This window comes from Peloplasma aerotolerans, from assembly GCF_030012175.1.
In the GTDB taxonomy this organism is placed as follows: domain Bacteria; phylum Bacillota_I; class Bacilli_A; order Acholeplasmatales; family Acholeplasmataceae; genus Peloplasma; species Peloplasma aerotolerans.
Map to the genome: position 1 here is coordinate 1 of NZ_JASCXW010000002.1, position 15,327 is coordinate 15,327.

Here is a 15,327-nt window from a genome sequence, read left to right on the forward strand (position 1 = left end):
TAATACAAAATTAAAAAAACTATTATTGATTTTATTATCAATTATTGAAAAACAAAATGATTCATTTTTATCTATTATCGACGTAACAACATCGATTAAATCAAAATCATTTATACTTGAAACTATATAGTTATCTGTATCTTTATTAGCTTTTTTAATATTTGGTTTGTGCTTCTTTTCAAAATTATGCCAGTGTATTATTTTGTCATAATTTTCATCTTCAGTATAACTATATATATAATATTTAATATTAAAGTCTACATTAGAATATACTTTTTGTATAAATGTTTCTTCAGTTTTTTCAAACATCTTGTAGAGTTTATTGCTAAGTGGTTCATTTTTGCTTACACAATAATAATGATCAAAAAAATCAAAGTCCAAAAGTATAGTTTTATATCCTTTTGCTGAAAAAATTCCTTCTAAATTTAATTCCTTGATATATCGATACTCAAAGTAATTGAGGGATATTGACCCCTCTTTTTCAGTCTCATTCAAAGCCTGCTTCAGTATATCGGATTGTTTTACTTTTTCTATCTTATCAATGCTAACATTAAGCGGATTCGGGAAAAAATCATCTACTTGATAAAATTCTCCTCCTTTTATCACATACAATGATTTTTCACTGTTACTAATCTTGACGTTTCTAAGAAACGCATCAAATATTTTTTTCATTCTGTATACCCCCTTTTTTATTAAACAAACATAACAACTTCTTCGTCTAATATTGCTTTACGATCTTTCCAATCTGGCATCAGCACGGTTAGCAAATTGTAGAACTTTGAATCATGGTTCCTATGTACAAAATGTATAATTTCGTGTGCTACTACATAGGAAATACAATGTTTTGGTGCTTTAATGAGTTCATAATTCAAAAGAACTGTGTTTTTGCTTTTAAGACAAGACCCCCATCTTTTTGTCATAACCTTTATTTCTAGTGATGGTTTGGGTTTAACTACATTTTCAACTAATGGATATATTTCGTCCATCACTTCTTGAAAAACGATGTGTGCACGAGTTCTGAACCACTCATTTAAAAGATTTTCTTTGCGTTTTTTATTGTCCTTCTTTTTTACATTAATCGTTATATAACCTGGTTTCATTGTAACATATTCTTTGCTGGTTGTTTCTTCAATCTTTAATCGGTATTGCCTTCCTAGATATTTGAATGTTTCCCCACTTACATAATCCTTTTCCCCATTATGTATTGGTTTTGTTAGATCAAACCCCTTAAGTTTTTTCAAGATCCAAGAGGCTTTTGATTTAACAAAACTTTCGATTCTATCTATCGGTGTATTTAGCGGTACTGAGATATGTATGCTCTGATCCGGTTTAATGCTTAAGTTTAAGTTCTTTATGTTTTTGTATTCAAGATCAAACCAGATTTCTTTTTTCGAATACATTACCTTATGTTTTTCCATGATGCTCACCTAGTATCTTCTAAGTGCGACTGTTTTTAAATCCGCAATAATAGTATCGATTTTTGAATATGTCAATGATATAAAATACTTTTTCTTGTATTCATAAAAAAGCTCATTTAGATCTTTTGATATCTTATTATGAACTTCTTGATTATCATGCCAATCCACTTTACTATTCTTGCCGATGACATCCTCTATTCTTATTGAAAGTTCACCTATGATATCCTCATAGTCTTCAGCATCAAATTTAGAGACAATCTCACTAATCTTATCGATTTCATCTTTAACAACTCCAAAGAATGCCTGTGCATGAGGGTGATTTTTGATGATTTTAGGAAAACTTGTCCCAGAATAGCCTTGTCTAAAATCATTTTTGACTTTATTGAGTCTATCAAAATAGTCACCATCTGAAATACGTTTTTCTTTATATAGATCTAAAATTTCTTGAATACGCTCAGAGAACTTCTTATAGTATGCTGGATTTTCATCATATTTTTCTGATATGCGTTTTGTCATACGTGTGCGTATGGCATCAGCTTTCGCTCGACTGGATCCAAGTTGACCCACTTCATATTCAAATTTTTCTTCATTTAATATATCAACTGGTGCGGTTATCTTATAGACGTTTTCTGCAGCGATGTAATTATCCATCAGATTACGCATCTTAGGTTCATACTCTTTATGGTCTATTGAATCACTATAGCGAAGTTTAACTGATGCTCTTAGTTCTTGGAAGAACTTAAGTTCACGTTTGTATTTGTTTAGTTCATCTTCTCCCAAAGCATTGTAAACATGTTCTGACTCTAGTGCAATACCCATGAATTTTCCAAACAGTGATAGTGCATTGTAAAAATCATTTCTCTTTTCATCATCTTCTAATAGTATTTCATACTCTTCATTATCTCTTTGGTTTTTTATTGATTTAAAGATGTCAAGAAGTTGTGAGTATGCTTCACGCAATTTGCCAATAACGCTAATTACATCTACAAGTGCCCCTTGAATATCTTCAGGGTCATAGTTTTCTAGGCCTGATCCTGAGTATGTTTCCATTGCACTATCTAGTTCATCAATTAATCCACGATAGTCTACGATTAACCCATAATCTTTTCCTTCATATATGCGGTTAACTCGCGCAATTGCTTGAAGTAAGGTATGATCTTTCATTGGCTTATCCACATATAGAACGCTAGCTCTTGGTGCGTCAAACCCTGTAAGTAGTTTATCTACAACAATAATGATATCTAGGTCATCACCATTGACGAACTCATCTTTAATTATGTCGTCATATCGTTGAACATCAGAGTAACCTTCAAGCATTTTATTCCAAAACTTAAGAACTCTATCTTTTGGTTCGCCTTCTAAATCTTCATATCCTTCTCTTTGGTCTGGAGGAGATATGACGACAGCTGTATTAAGATCTTCATATTCATCAAAAGCTTCCTTATAGCGAATAGCATCAAACTTTGAGTTTGTCGCTAGCATCGCTTTATAGGGAGTACCTTTATAAAACTTAATAAAATGCATGTAAATATCATCAGCAATTAAGCGGATGCGTTGTTCGCTAGATGCAATATTTTCAAACTTAGCCCATTTTTGCTTAAGTAAGACTTTTTGCTTATCATTTAGATTTCTTGTAATCATTTCTATACGTTTGTCTATCGCAAGTCGATTAACTGTTTGATCTACAAACCGTCCTTCATATAATAGTGGTACAATTGTTCCATCGTTTACACCATCTTTAATTGTGTACTTATGTATCATTCGACCAAACTTACGCATGGTACTCTTTTCTTTTTTCATCAGTGGTGTTCCAGTAAAGCCTAAATAACAAGCATTAGGAAATACTTGTTTCATTTTGATATGGAGTTCCCCATATTGAGTTCGATGTGACTCATCGACTAAGACAAAGACATTCTTATCTTTGACTGGATCTTGATTTTTAGATGCTGTATCAAATTTATGTACAAGTGTCGTAATGACATCGGCTTTTTTATTCTTAATCAAATGGACTAAATTTTTCCCACTTGTAGCACGTGCAGCTTTTAATCTCGAATGATTAAAGGTCTTGTGAATCTGTGAATCCAGCTCAATTCTATCTGTAACAACGACTAACTGTGGATGCTCTTTTGCTAAATCACTTAAAAGATACTTGGCTAACATGACCATGGTAAGGGATTTACCTGATCCTTGTGTATGCCAAATCACACCTGATTGTCTGTTGCCTTCTTTATCAGTTTCTTTGATGGTTTTCATGATTTCTTTGATAGCAAAGAATTGTTGATAACGAGCAATCTTTTTCTCATTACGATCGAATAGTAAGAAATACGGGATGATATCAAGTACACGCTTTGGATGAAATAGAGAAATGATATTTTGATCTTGTATGGTTGGGATTCTATCTGTTACAGTACTAGATAATACACTTTCAAACCATTCAAGTTCATCTGATTGTTTATCTTCTTTCCAAAAGCTCCAAAACTTAGCTGGTGTCCCAACGGTTGCATATTTTGTTTCATTTTTATTTGTAGACATCACGATTTGTGCAAACTTAAAGAGCTGTGGTGCATATTGAATACCTTGATTTCTAAGCATCTGACTAATACCTTGGTTAAGCGAAACAGATGCCTTTTTACATTCAATCACAGCAAATGGAATTCCATTAATAAAAAGAACGATATCTGGACGAACATGTCCTTGACCATCTTCTCTTTCTACTGTGAATTCTTCTACAGCATGAAAAACATTATTTTCAGGATGCTCATAATCGATATAGTTCATGTTAAAAGAACGAATGCCATCTACTTTAGAGACAACCTCTTGATAGCTTTTCCCTAATGTTAGTACATCGTATATTTTTTCATTTGTTTTAATCAGTCCATCAGTTAAAGCCATATCAATATCTTGTATAGCTTTTTGAATGTTGGTAGCTGAAAAATGATGCACTTGATCTTTATACTCATATGAATTGATTTTTTCTAGTTGTGCTTGTAGTATGGGTTTCAATATCACATTATATAAATTTCCTCGAATACTTTCAGCTTCTTCGGGTTTTATAATTTCATAGCCAATACGCTCTAGTATTTCAAGTGCTGGCATCTGAGAAATATTTAGTTCATCATATCCTTGTTTATTCATACTGTTCACCTCGATTTGAAGTAGAGTGCATCATTATGACTGTACTCTTATCTTTCCGGTTAATAGTTGTTGCATAAGTCCTTTTTTCTGATTATTCAGATAATATTGCTTGGTTTCTAATAATTTAATTTTATCTTTTATTGCATCTAAAACTTTCCCGTGTTTCTTTTGATAATAAACGCTTGGTAAATAAATTTCAGCTTCTAAAAAATCATCAATACTCAAGTTTTTTCTTACAACACTTGCTCCTTGTATGGACATTGAATCAATCAAGTTTATAAATCGTTCGGTCTTGATAAGGTGTTTTACATAATTCAACTCACATCCATTGATTACAAAAACTTTATATGACGGTGAAACAATTCCGATTTCAAAGTCACTATTGTAATTTATATTTCCCATCCATGCATTTTGAGGACTCATGACAATTCGATCTTTTTTTAATATCTTATAACCGATATTATTCGCACTTGCTATTTGTCGATTAAAATAATCACTCTGTTTCACTACATTTTCTTTAGTGCTTGATAAAACATCATATTCACTATTTTTTGTTGTTTTTAAGACTTCTTCTTTTAATATATCTTTTATTTGGTAACGATAGTTTGTGTCACTTTTTAAATAGCAATTTACGTATATCAGCCTTGAGACAATTTGGTAAATTTTTTTTGTGTTCAAAATATAATCATTGTTTAAATCTATAGCACGATCCCAAGTTGCTAGAATGTTAGCTATTTTCTTTTGTTCTTCAAGAAATGGAACTTTAAATTCAATATCTCTCAGTAAAGTCCAGTCAGCACGAGGCATTTTAGATCCAGTTGAAAGATTTGAAAATCTTATGAATCTACTGGTTTGTACTAAGTAAAACAAATAATGATTATCAATAATTCTCTTATTTGCTTTCAAAACCCATATTTCCGATGAACACACTCCTTCAAAACTAGGATATGCGTATTTTCTCAAATATGGTCTTAGTTTTCCAAAAAGAACATCATTAACTTTAAACTTATTTTTGATACTCTTAAGATTTTTTGACTCAGTATATCCTATAATTTTACCGGTCTCTTGTTCTATATGTTCAAGTTCAATGCACTTATAATCTAAGTTTTCTTTTAAAGGATTATATTTTTCATTTGAAATACTTATTAGCTCATTTAAAGTGTAATAGTTCATAAATTCACCTACAACCCTAGTTCTTCTAAATACTTCTTCATCTCAGCTTCCAACTCTTCTAGCTCTTCTTTGATTGATTCAATATTTTCTTTTACTTCTTCTAAGTCAACAAGTTCTTCTTCTTCAAATGTATCAACATATCTTGGAATATTGAGATTATAATCATTTTCTTTGATTTCTTTCTTAGTTGCCACATGAGTAAATTTTTCTTCTGTTTCATACTTTTCATATGCTGCAGTAATGCGTAAAATATCTTCTTCTTTTAGTTTATTCTGATTTTTTCCTTTTTCATACATGCCATCTTGAGACGCATCAATGAATAAGATATTATCTCTAGTTCTATTTTGTTTAAAAACTAATATCGTTGCGGGAATACTTGTACCAAAGAATAAATTAGCCGGTAACCCAATAACCGCATCTAGTAAGTTCAAATCGATTATCTCTTTTCTAATTCTTCCTTCGCTTGCTCCACGGAATAAAACGCCATGCGGTAAAACAACTCCCATGCGTCCTCCTTCAGCTAGTGAATGAAGCATGTGCTGAACAAATGCATAATCCCCTTTTGATTTTGGAGGTACACCCCAATCAAAGCGTTTAAATGGATCAAGTGATGATTCCATCACAAAGTCACCATTTGATTCCCCAGAAAAACCAGATGCCCATTTATCAAGTGAGAATGGTGGATTGGCTACTACAACTTGGAACTTCATCAGTTTCCCATTTTCGATATGTAGTGGATTAGCAATTGTATCTCCCCATGCTATTTTAGCATCATCGATACCATGCAAGAACATGTTCATTCTAGCTAAAGAATGCGTCTGTCCATTTCGCTCTTGTCCATAGATTTGCGCCTTCTTTGAAGGAACTTTATCAAATGCTTTAATCAATAATGAACCAGATCCACAAGTAGGATCATAAATTCGATCGTTCTCTTCTGGTTTGACAAGTCTTGATAAGAGTTCTGACACTTCAGATGGTGTGAAGAATTCCCCACCTTTTTTACCAGCATCAGATGCAAAATTCGAGATCAGATATTCATACGCGTTTCCAATCACATCTTCTCCTAATAAACGTGATGGACGTAAATCGAGCTTACTGAAATCTTCAAGTAAATCTTTTAACATTGTATTACGTTCTTTTGTATTACCTAATATAGATTCTGAATTAAAATCTATGTTCTTAAATACACCACGTAGTTTTGTTTTGTTCGATTCTTCTACATCTGCTAGTGCTTTATTGATGATTTCACCTATATTGGAAGCATTACGATTTTGATATAGATCATCAAATGATGATGCGTCATTTAAAGTGAATCTATCTAACTTAATCTGGCGATCAGCCATTTCTTTATCACCATCATACTTTTCTAATAATTCTGTATAATGTTCTTTATATACATCACTAATATACTTCATGAAAAGCATAACTAAGATATAGTCCTTATAGATTGATGAATCAATCTTCCCCCTGAATGTATCACACGCACGCCATAGTGTTTCATTTACTTCTTTTTGAGTCCATTGTTTATTTTGCATTTTTATTTCCTCCCTTTATGATTCTTTTTGTTAGTTCCTTATTATATAATTCTTTTTCTAAAGTCAATTGTTGATGCAGCCTTTTTTCTTTAATCATTAAATCACTTATTTTAGATATTGTATGTTGTTCGCTCGTTGAAACCAATGGAATTTGAGTTTCTCGAATAGTTTGCATTCTAATCACCGGTATGGTTATTCCCATAGCGTTTTTAAAATATGACTGCTTAATCGTATCGCTATTTAGCATGAAACTTAAATAGCCAGAATCAATTTCTTTTTGATTCAGTCTAACTATTGCAAATAATGATGGTATCACAAAGCCTGCCTGTTCGGCTTTTACTTGAATAGCCGTGTATGGATTACTAAGACGTATTAGTATATCGTTTTCTTTGGTGATGTAGCGATCATCAAGCAGTTCAATACTGTTATAGTCATCTAAATATTCTAGATTTATCCATCCATCATCTTCAAAACTCTTTAAAGTGATCACTTTGTAAACTTTAGCTATCTCGTTTTTGGTTTGAGCTTCTTTTCTTCTAAGCACCAATCCTGCACTGATGTCACAAACATTTGATAGTTCAATCAATCTTTCCATCTTTTTTCACCTCCGATATGTCATTTATCATCTACAACAAAATTATATCATCATCGAGAACACTTTGTCAAGCACAATTTTTTTGTTGCAGTTATAAAATGACAATTGTCACAAAAATGAAGATTTGGATAAACTGTCTATCTCTGAAATAGCATTTACCACATATACCACGCGTACCACGCCTAAAAGATGAGACAGCCTCTAAAACTTATATCAACATAAGTTGGGATTTTTATACCCTTCTTAAGACTTCTCATAAACTTCCTTTTTTGGGTTGTAATTTTGCTTATGTTGCCATAAGTTTTGTAAAAACAGGCGTTGACACCCTAAATTAGGAAAAATGAGATTAATTTTTGGTTTTTTGCTTGCTCAAATCAATGATTTTGTACCAGCAAATGCTCTTAGCTTCTAACTCTTTTAATGCCTTTACAAAGACAAAAAAAGCCCCTATCTCTACTTGAGATAAGGACACTGATAGCGATGGTGACCCGTAACGGTTTCGAACCCCTATCTATTTTATTTATTATACTGCATTTCTAACAATTCTAAACCCAACATTGATTGCTGTGCGATCTTTATAATATGTATGCGTTTGACCTGCTTGGATATAATAGATGTTCTGGATTGTAATGTCAAAACTACCACTTCTTACAACTTTAACCCATCCATAGGATGTAAATGCCCACTCAAAAACATTCCCACTCATATCATACATACCCAAGTGATTGGGTAGGAGTTCACCAACTGGATGTGTTGTTCCATTTGAGTTTAAGCCATACCAAGCAACTGCTTGGGTTGCTTCTTCGTTGCTTGTATTTGCGGTTGCACCACTGGCATAATTACCTGGTGTCCAATAACGTCCACCGACTAAAATGGACCCGTCAGTAGATTCTATATCATTTTTCCATCTTGCTGCCATTTCCCATTCGGTATTGGTTGATAGTCTAAAACCATTGTTATTGGTTTGAATAGCTGAATCAACGACTGCTCCGTTTGTATGCCTTGAATCTTTAATGATTAGTTCACTTGGTGTTCTATAAACAGGTTCAAGCTCCATCATTTCTGAATAGGCATTTGTCCACACAACCACATCACGCCATGACACACCTGTTACAGGTTCACGCATGCTTTCAGTAGGCTCAGCACCCATCATACCATCATGTCCTTCTCTACCTTGATTTTGGAAATAGTAACCGTTTGCTTCAGCCCAAATACGTACTTCATACCATGCCTCATAGGTGGTCGCGTAAATGGCCATCTGATAACCACCTGCAACGGTTGCTCGGCCGTAATCATTTGTACCCACGGGTATTAGATAGTCAACGCCTGGTTCACCAACCGTAACCATTGGTAATAATGCTTCGTCCTCCTTAAGTGCTTCTCTGACATAATTAAACAAATCATTATCTACATGCTCTGGAGGCATCACACCTCTTTCAATGAAATTTTCAACCACTCTGTCCCAGCCTTTATGTCTTTTTTCCTCTTTTTCTCTAGGTTCATCAACGGTGTCTTGACTTTGCGGCTCTTCTGCTTGTCTTTGTTTAGCTTCAACAGAAAAGCCCTCTAAAACAAAAAATACCATCAATAGTAAAACCATGATGAAAAATCTGGTTGCTGCCATTTTGCCTTTTCTCATGGAGCATCCTCCTTTTTATTTAATTTGATATGTATACGTTTGTGTTCACCTTATAATTATCATATAGTGTACTGTTTGTCAACTTTTTCTATAAATCATTCTGGTGCTAAGCTAATGTAAAGTTGCTGTTTTTTTAATTCGCTTAAAATGAGATAAAACTTAGATCAACATAAGTTGGCATTTTTACACTATTTTTAAGACTTTATATTGAAATCCTTAGTTGAGTTTTAATTTTGCTTATCTTGTCATAAATTTTGCAAAAAAAACATTGACTCCATAAATGGTTGTTATGTGTAAATTTTAGGTTATTTTACCGGATGTAAACTCTGGTTTGAAACACTATAAACATGATTGGAATTTCAATATATAAAGCGCTTTACAAAGATAAAAAAAGCCCATCTCATTGAGGAGATGGACGACACTAAAATTGTTGGTGACCCGTACGGGGTTCGAACCCGTGAATGCATGCGTGAAAGGCATGTGAGTTAACCGTTTCTCCAACGGGCCTAAAGGTGGCGGAGTAGGAGAGATTTGAACTCTCGCGCCAGTTTCCCGACCTACACCCTTAGCAGGGGCGCCTCTTCAGCCACTTGAGTACTACTCCATAACCTATTCTATATGTCGCTTTCGCGCTAATATAGAATAGCGTATTTTTATCTTATTGTCAACCTATTTATTATCTTTTAACATCGTTAATCCGACTTTTCCTCTGTTTAAATCAATATTCAATACATAGACAGTAACAATGTCCCCTACATTTAAGACATCCTTTGGATGTTTAATGTAATGTTTTGCTATTTTGGAGATGTGTAATAACCCATCTTCTTTTAATCCAACATCGATAAATGCTCCAAAGTCTACAACATTTCTAACGGTACCTTGAAGTTCCATTCCAACACTTAAATCTTCAAGTTTTAAGATATCACTTCTAAGAAGTGGTTGTGCGAATTGGTCTCTAGGATCTCTTAATGGTGCAATAAATGCATCCAAAATATCATCTAGAGTATACTTATCAACTTTAAGTTCATCTTGAAGTTTTTTTCTATCGATACCGTCAATTAACAATTTAACGATATCCTTGCCAAACATATCACCAGTAATTTTATACATCTTCATAATCTGTTTAGCAACACCATAACTCTCAGGGTGAACTGCAGTCATATCAAGTGCTTCATCACCTTCTGGAATTCTTAAGAATCCTGCGGATTGTTCAAATGTTTTCGCACCTAATTTGGGTACACCTAGGATATCATTTCTATTTCTAAATTTACCTAATTTATCTCTATATTTAACAATATTCTGTGCACTTGTTTTGTTTAACCCAGAAACATACATTAATAATGCTTTACTTGCTGTATTAACATTGACGCCAACTTGGTTAACTGCTTGAGTAACCACAAAGTTTAAAGAATCATTTAATTTCTTAGGTGCAACATCATGTTGATACTGACCAACACCAATACTCTTAGGATCTATTTTAACCAATTCTGATAATGGGTCTTGTAGACGTCTTGCTATGCTTGCTGCTGATCTTTCTTCAACAGAAAAATCAGGGAATTCTTCTCTTGCAAGTTCACTTGCTGAATAAACAGATGCTCCAGCTTCATTAACAATAACATACTGAACTTTCATTTGTGTACTCTTCAAGAGTTCAGCAACGAAACTTTCAGTTTCTCTACTAGCTGTACCATTACCGATTGCAATGATTTCTACTTTATATTTATGAATAAGTCTAATCAGTTCTTTTTGTGAATCTATAATTTGTTTATCACTAATAGATCCTCCCATGGTTTTCTCATGTGGGTAGATCACACCTTTTTCCATCACTGTGCCTTGCTCGTTGACAACACTTAATTTACAACCTGTTCTAAATGCCGGGTCAATACCTAAAACGACTTTACCTTTTAGTGGTGGTTGTAATAAAAGCTTTTGTAGATTGTTTGAAAAAACTTCAATGGCTTGTTCTTCGCCTTTTTCAGTTAACTCACTGCGAACTTCTCTTTCTAAACTCGGATAGATAAGTCGTTTTAGTGCATCCTCAATAGCTTCTTTCATATAAGGGGTAACTGGTGAGTTTTCATTTCTAATTAATTGTCTTTCTAAAAACGCAGTCATTCTTGTTTTATCAACATCAATTTTACATGTAATGACCTTTTCGTTTTCAGCTCTATTAATCGCTAAAATACGATGAGGTTTCATTTTGCTTACAGGTTCATTGTAATCATAATACATCTCATATGTTTTTCTTTCATCAACTGCATTTTTCTTAACACTTGTAACAACAAGTCCTGAATTTTTCATTTCTTCTCTTAGTGCTTTTCTATAATCCGCTTCATCTGATATAAATTCAGCAATAATATATTTAGCCCCTTCGATAGCTTCTTCAACAGTTGGAACTTCTTCTGTGATATATTTCTTAGCTTCTTCAACGACATCATCCATTAAAAACATCATCATCCAGGTTGCTAGTGGTTCAAGACCTTTAGCAATCGCTTCTGTAGCTTTTGTCTTTTTCTTTTCTTTATATGGTCTATACAAGTCTTCAACTTCTACAAGTTTACTTGCTTGCATAATTTCTTGTTTCAAATCATCTGTCAACATGCCTTTTTCATCAATTAAGCGAACGACTTGTTCTTTTCGATCTAATAGATTATTTGCGTACTCCCAAGTCTTAAAGATCTCATTGATTTGCTCTTCATCAAGACCTCCAGTCGCTTCCTTACGGTATCTAGCAATAAAAGGAATCGTATTGCCTTCATCTAACAAATTAAGGACTGAAACGATTTGTTTTTCAGAGATTCGTAATGCTTTCTTTATTTCTAAAATAATTTGTTCGTTCATTTTTCTCTCCCTTTAATAGCACAAAAGGGCAATGCCCTTTTTTATGATTAAGCTTATGATTGAAGCTTATTGACTTCAATAACGATATGGTTAGTTAAAACCCATGTTTCGAATTTATTATCATCAGCTTCAACTTCAAAGATGACGAGCATATTATCTCTATTTTGTTCTAATGCTAAATGTGTTAACTTAGGTTGCTCAAATAAATTAGCATTACCGGTTGCATCCATATCAACAAATAGGAATGCTGTATTTTCTAAATCATCGACACTCATAACTGCTTCATAGATTGGATTACTAATTTTACTGCTTCTATAAAAATAGAAATATATATGTGTTTCACCATCAATTAATGCCTTAAGGTCTTCATATTCTGCTTTTCCATCAAGTTGTGAAAAATCTCCATAAACACCGTGAACTTCATCATATCCAGCAAGAATAATTAGTTCAGTTGCTGTAATATGCATATAATCATCATAGGGTCCTGCTTCTGGTTCACGATTCATAAAATATTGAACAATGAAAATGATAGTAACGACAACAATTGCAATAGCAATAATTGAGATGCCTAATCTAAAGAATAAGATTTCATTTTTAGTTGCTTCACGCTTTGGATTTGTCTTTGCAAGTTCTGTTTTGCTTTTAGCATTTTTTTGTGATGGTTGATTAGTTTTTTTCTTCTTTGGTTGTACCTTTTGTACACGCGCCATAATGTCACATCCTATCCATTAGAATTATACCGAATTACCCATAAAAACACAACACTATGGATAAATATGTTAAAGTTTCTCAATCATCACGTATGCAATGGCATGCATATCGGTATGTGTGATGGTGATATGAATAATTTCTTGATTTGAAAAGTACTCGGTTTTAACAAACGGTGTCCCGTTTTCTTCATTTAAAATAGAGAAGTCTGTATAATTTGTCTTACCATGACCTTTACTAATTGCTTTAAACAAAGCTTCTTTTGCTGCAAAACGACCTCCAATAAATGATAACTTCGTGTTTTCTGCAGCGATATTCTCATATAACTTTTTTTCTTCAGGGCTCAAAATACGATCAATAAATCGGTCACTGAGTAGTTCTTTAATTCGATTTAAATCAACTAAATCTATACCTATGCCTAAGATCATCTTTATTTTCTTCCTTCCCTGATTTGCTCCGCCATTTGCTTAATTTTAACCAACCGGTGATTAAGTCCTGACTTACTAATGGTTTCACCATAAGTTTCTTCATATATGTCGGTTAGTTCTCTTAAACTGACTTCTGGATTATCTTTTCTTAATTTCATAACTTTTTTGATTTTTTCATCAATATGATGTTCAGGAATAAATTTCTCTATGACTTCAATATCTTCTAATTGCTCATTTGCAGCAATAAAGATTTTCTTCTCATTTGCAATCTCACAATTCATAATTCGATTGATTGAATTATTAAAGTCTCTTTTAATTCTAATATCTTCAAACTTAAAGACTGAGTTTTGTGCTCCCATAATTTGAATCAAATCACTAATACCTTCAGCATCTTTTAAGTAAACAATATATCCATTTCGTCTTTTTGTTATTTTCGCATTTAAATCAAAACTATTCATGAGTTGTTGCATAAACACAATTTGATCTGAGTTTCTTGCAAATATTTCTAAATGATATTCAGCAGTTTTAGGATGGTTCACTGAACCTCCTGATAAAAATGCTGCTCTTAAATATGCTTTTTTCGTTTCAGGAGATTGTGTAATCAGTTCTTGACTTTCGACTGGATTTTCAAAGTAACCATGTTCATTCACAATATCTTCTACTTTGGATTCAATTCTAACAATAATGGTTTGCCTTTGTTTGAGTTTATTTTGTTTTTGGGTAATAAGACTTGTCTTTGCTTGATAAAGGGTTCTTACAAGCTGTAAAAACCGTTTAGCAACGGTTGGATTGTTGGTTTTGAAATCAAACATCTTTAGTTTGTTTTCAATATGAAATTCGGTATTGAGATTTAAGAACGCAGAAAACTCTGCAAGTTGTTCTTCAAACCCAACCGGAATGGTTACCAATTCCTCTTTTACAGTTCTAGCAAAACTCATATTACTCCCAAGATTCTATATATTTTAATGCATTTTGTGCAGCAACTGCTCCGTCACCAGTTGCTGTAACAACTTGACGAATTTGTTTTACAATCACATCACCAGCTGCATAAACACCTGGAACTTTCGTTTCCATTTTTTCGTTGGCAACGATATATCCATAATCATTTGTTATACCTAAATCTTTAACCATTTCAGTTACAGGTATTAAACCAACATATTCAAAGACACCATCGGCTTCAATTTTCTCTTCGTTACCATCTTTATCAGTAATGATAACACCTGTAAGTCCTTTTTCATCACCTAAGAATTTTTTAACTAAAGAACTATATCTAAAATCCACATTTTTAAACTTTCTAAGAATATCTTGTGATTTTTTATCTGCAGTTAAATCCTCTAAGTTTTGTACAACAGTGACATGCGTTGTAAAACTTGCAAGGTATGAAGCTTCTTCAACTGCACTGTTTCCGCCACCAACAACAATAACTTTTTTACCTTTATATAGTGGTCCATCACAAATTGCACACCAACTAATACCATTCATTGCAAATTGATCTTCATTTTCAACACCTAGTCTTCTAGGTACAGTACCAGAAGCTACAATAATAGCTTTTGTTTCATAAGTTTGATTATCTGTTGTTACTTTTTTAATATTGCCGTCTAATTCTACTTTCGTGATTTCTTCATAAATCACTTCAACGCCTATATCATAAGCATGATCAATCATCATCGTAGCAAGTTCATAACCTGCCATCTTTTTTGACCCTGTGTAGTTTTCAATTTCATTGGTGTTCACAAGTTGTCCACCTGGAGCTCCCTTTTCAAACATAGCAACTTTCAAGTTTGCTCTTTGGGCATAAATACCTGCGGTGATACCTGCTGGGCCAGCACCAATAATTAATAAGTCATATAACATT

General features: G+C 33.2%; 12 protein-coding genes and 2 tRNA genes. All 14 read right to left on the bottom strand.

The genetic code is table 11. The features are described from left to right. On the bottom strand, positions 1–672 hold a 672-nt coding region (locus QJ521_RS00970), incomplete at its 3' end, for a hypothetical protein (RefSeq protein ID WP_282838533.1). A 20-nt stretch (positions 673–692) separates the two neighbouring features. After that, the gene (locus QJ521_RS00975) at positions 693–1,418 is read right to left on the bottom strand and encodes a M48 family metallopeptidase (RefSeq protein WP_282838534.1); all 726 of its coding nucleotides are present in this window, start codon (positions 1,416–1,418) and stop codon (positions 693–695) included. Between the two features lie 9 nt (positions 1,419–1,427). Next, positions 1,428–4,553, bottom strand: a complete 3,126-nt coding sequence (locus tag QJ521_RS00980; protein ID WP_282838536.1) for a type I restriction endonuclease subunit R — start codon at positions 4,551–4,553, stop codon at positions 1,428–1,430. A 33-nt stretch (positions 4,554–4,586) separates the two neighbouring features. After that, a complete protein-coding gene (locus QJ521_RS00985; RefSeq protein ID WP_282838537.1) occupies positions 4,587–5,726 on the bottom strand; it encodes a restriction endonuclease subunit S in 1,140 nt (379 codons plus the stop codon). Positions 5,727–5,734: 8 nt separating this feature from the next. Beyond that, a complete protein-coding gene (locus tag QJ521_RS00990) occupies positions 5,735–7,261 on the bottom strand; it encodes a type I restriction-modification system subunit M (RefSeq protein ID WP_282838538.1) in 1,527 nt (508 codons plus the stop codon). Further along, positions 7,251–7,856 (bottom strand): restriction endonuclease subunit S, encoded by a 606-nt coding sequence (locus QJ521_RS00995; protein ID WP_282838540.1) that lies wholly within the window; start codon positions 7,854–7,856, stop codon positions 7,251–7,253. The genes QJ521_RS00990 and QJ521_RS00995 overlap by 11 nt, the downstream gene beginning before the upstream one ends. Positions 7,857–8,379: 523 nt before the next feature. Further along, complete coding sequence (locus QJ521_RS01000; protein ID WP_282838541.1) at positions 8,380–9,495, bottom strand: formylglycine-generating enzyme family protein; 1,116 nt, start codon at positions 9,493–9,495, stop codon at positions 8,380–8,382. A 431-nt stretch (positions 9,496–9,926) separates the two neighbouring features. Further along, positions 9,927–10,002: transfer RNA gene (locus QJ521_RS01005), tRNA-Glu, on the bottom strand. A 6-nt stretch (positions 10,003–10,008) separates the two neighbouring features. Next, a tRNA-Ser gene (locus tag QJ521_RS01010) sits at positions 10,009–10,099 on the bottom strand. Positions 10,100–10,164: 65 nt separating this feature from the next. Beyond that, complete coding sequence (locus QJ521_RS01015) at positions 10,165–12,336, bottom strand: Tex family protein (protein WP_282838542.1); 2,172 nt, start codon at positions 12,334–12,336, stop codon at positions 10,165–10,167. A 53-nt stretch (positions 12,337–12,389) separates the two neighbouring features. Beyond that, positions 12,390–13,046: a hypothetical protein gene (locus QJ521_RS01020; protein WP_282838543.1), complete on the bottom strand. Its 657-nt coding sequence runs from the start codon at positions 13,044–13,046 to the stop codon at positions 12,390–12,392. Positions 13,047–13,115: 69 nt separating this feature from the next. Continuing rightward, complete coding sequence (acpS, locus tag QJ521_RS01025) at positions 13,116–13,472, bottom strand: holo-ACP synthase (protein WP_282838544.1); 357 nt, start codon at positions 13,470–13,472, stop codon at positions 13,116–13,118. A 2-nt stretch (positions 13,473–13,474) separates the two neighbouring features. Continuing rightward, entirely contained in the window at positions 13,475–14,410 is a 936-nt protein-coding gene (whiA, locus tag QJ521_RS01030) for a DNA-binding protein WhiA (protein ID WP_282838545.1), read from the bottom strand. Position 14,411: 1 nt separating this feature from the next. Continuing rightward, a complete protein-coding gene (locus QJ521_RS01035; protein ID WP_282838546.1) occupies positions 14,412–15,326 on the bottom strand; it encodes an NAD(P)/FAD-dependent oxidoreductase in 915 nt (304 codons plus the stop codon). Position 15,327 lies beyond the last annotated feature (1 nt).

Excerpts from the sequence above, each read along its gene's own strand:
- QJ521_RS01020 (WP_282838543.1), bottom strand. The coding sequence starts at position 13,046 with ATGGCGCGTGTACAAAAGGTACAACCAAAGAAGAAAAAAACTAATCAA.
- QJ521_RS00990 (WP_282838538.1), bottom strand. The coding sequence starts at position 7,261 with ATGCAAAATAAACAATGGACTCAAAAAGAAGTAAATGAAACACTATGG.
- QJ521_RS00985 (WP_282838537.1), bottom strand. The coding sequence starts at position 5,726 with ATGAACTATTACACTTTAAATGAGCTAATAAGTATTTCAAATGAAAAA.
- QJ521_RS01035 (WP_282838546.1), bottom strand. The coding sequence starts at position 15,326 with ATGTTATATGACTTATTAATTATTGGTGCTGGCCCAGCAGGTATCACC.
- QJ521_RS01000 (WP_282838541.1), bottom strand. The coding sequence starts at position 9,495 with ATGAGAAAAGGCAAAATGGCAGCAACCAGATTTTTCATCATGGTTTTA.
- acpS (WP_282838544.1), bottom strand. The coding sequence starts at position 13,472 with ATGATCTTAGGCATAGGTATAGATTTAGTTGATTTAAATCGAATTAAA.
- QJ521_RS00980 (WP_282838536.1), bottom strand. The coding sequence starts at position 4,553 with ATGAATAAACAAGGATATGATGAACTAAATATTTCTCAGATGCCAGCA.
- QJ521_RS01015 (WP_282838542.1), bottom strand. The coding sequence starts at position 12,336 with ATGAACGAACAAATTATTTTAGAAATAAAGAAAGCATTACGAATCTCT.
- QJ521_RS00975 (WP_282838534.1), bottom strand. The coding sequence starts at position 1,418 with ATGGAAAAACATAAGGTAATGTATTCGAAAAAAGAAATCTGGTTTGAT.
- whiA (WP_282838545.1), bottom strand. The coding sequence starts at position 14,410 with ATGAGTTTTGCTAGAACTGTAAAAGAGGAATTGGTAACCATTCCGGTT.
- QJ521_RS00995 (WP_282838540.1), bottom strand. The coding sequence starts at position 7,856 with ATGGAAAGATTGATTGAACTATCAAATGTTTGTGACATCAGTGCAGGA.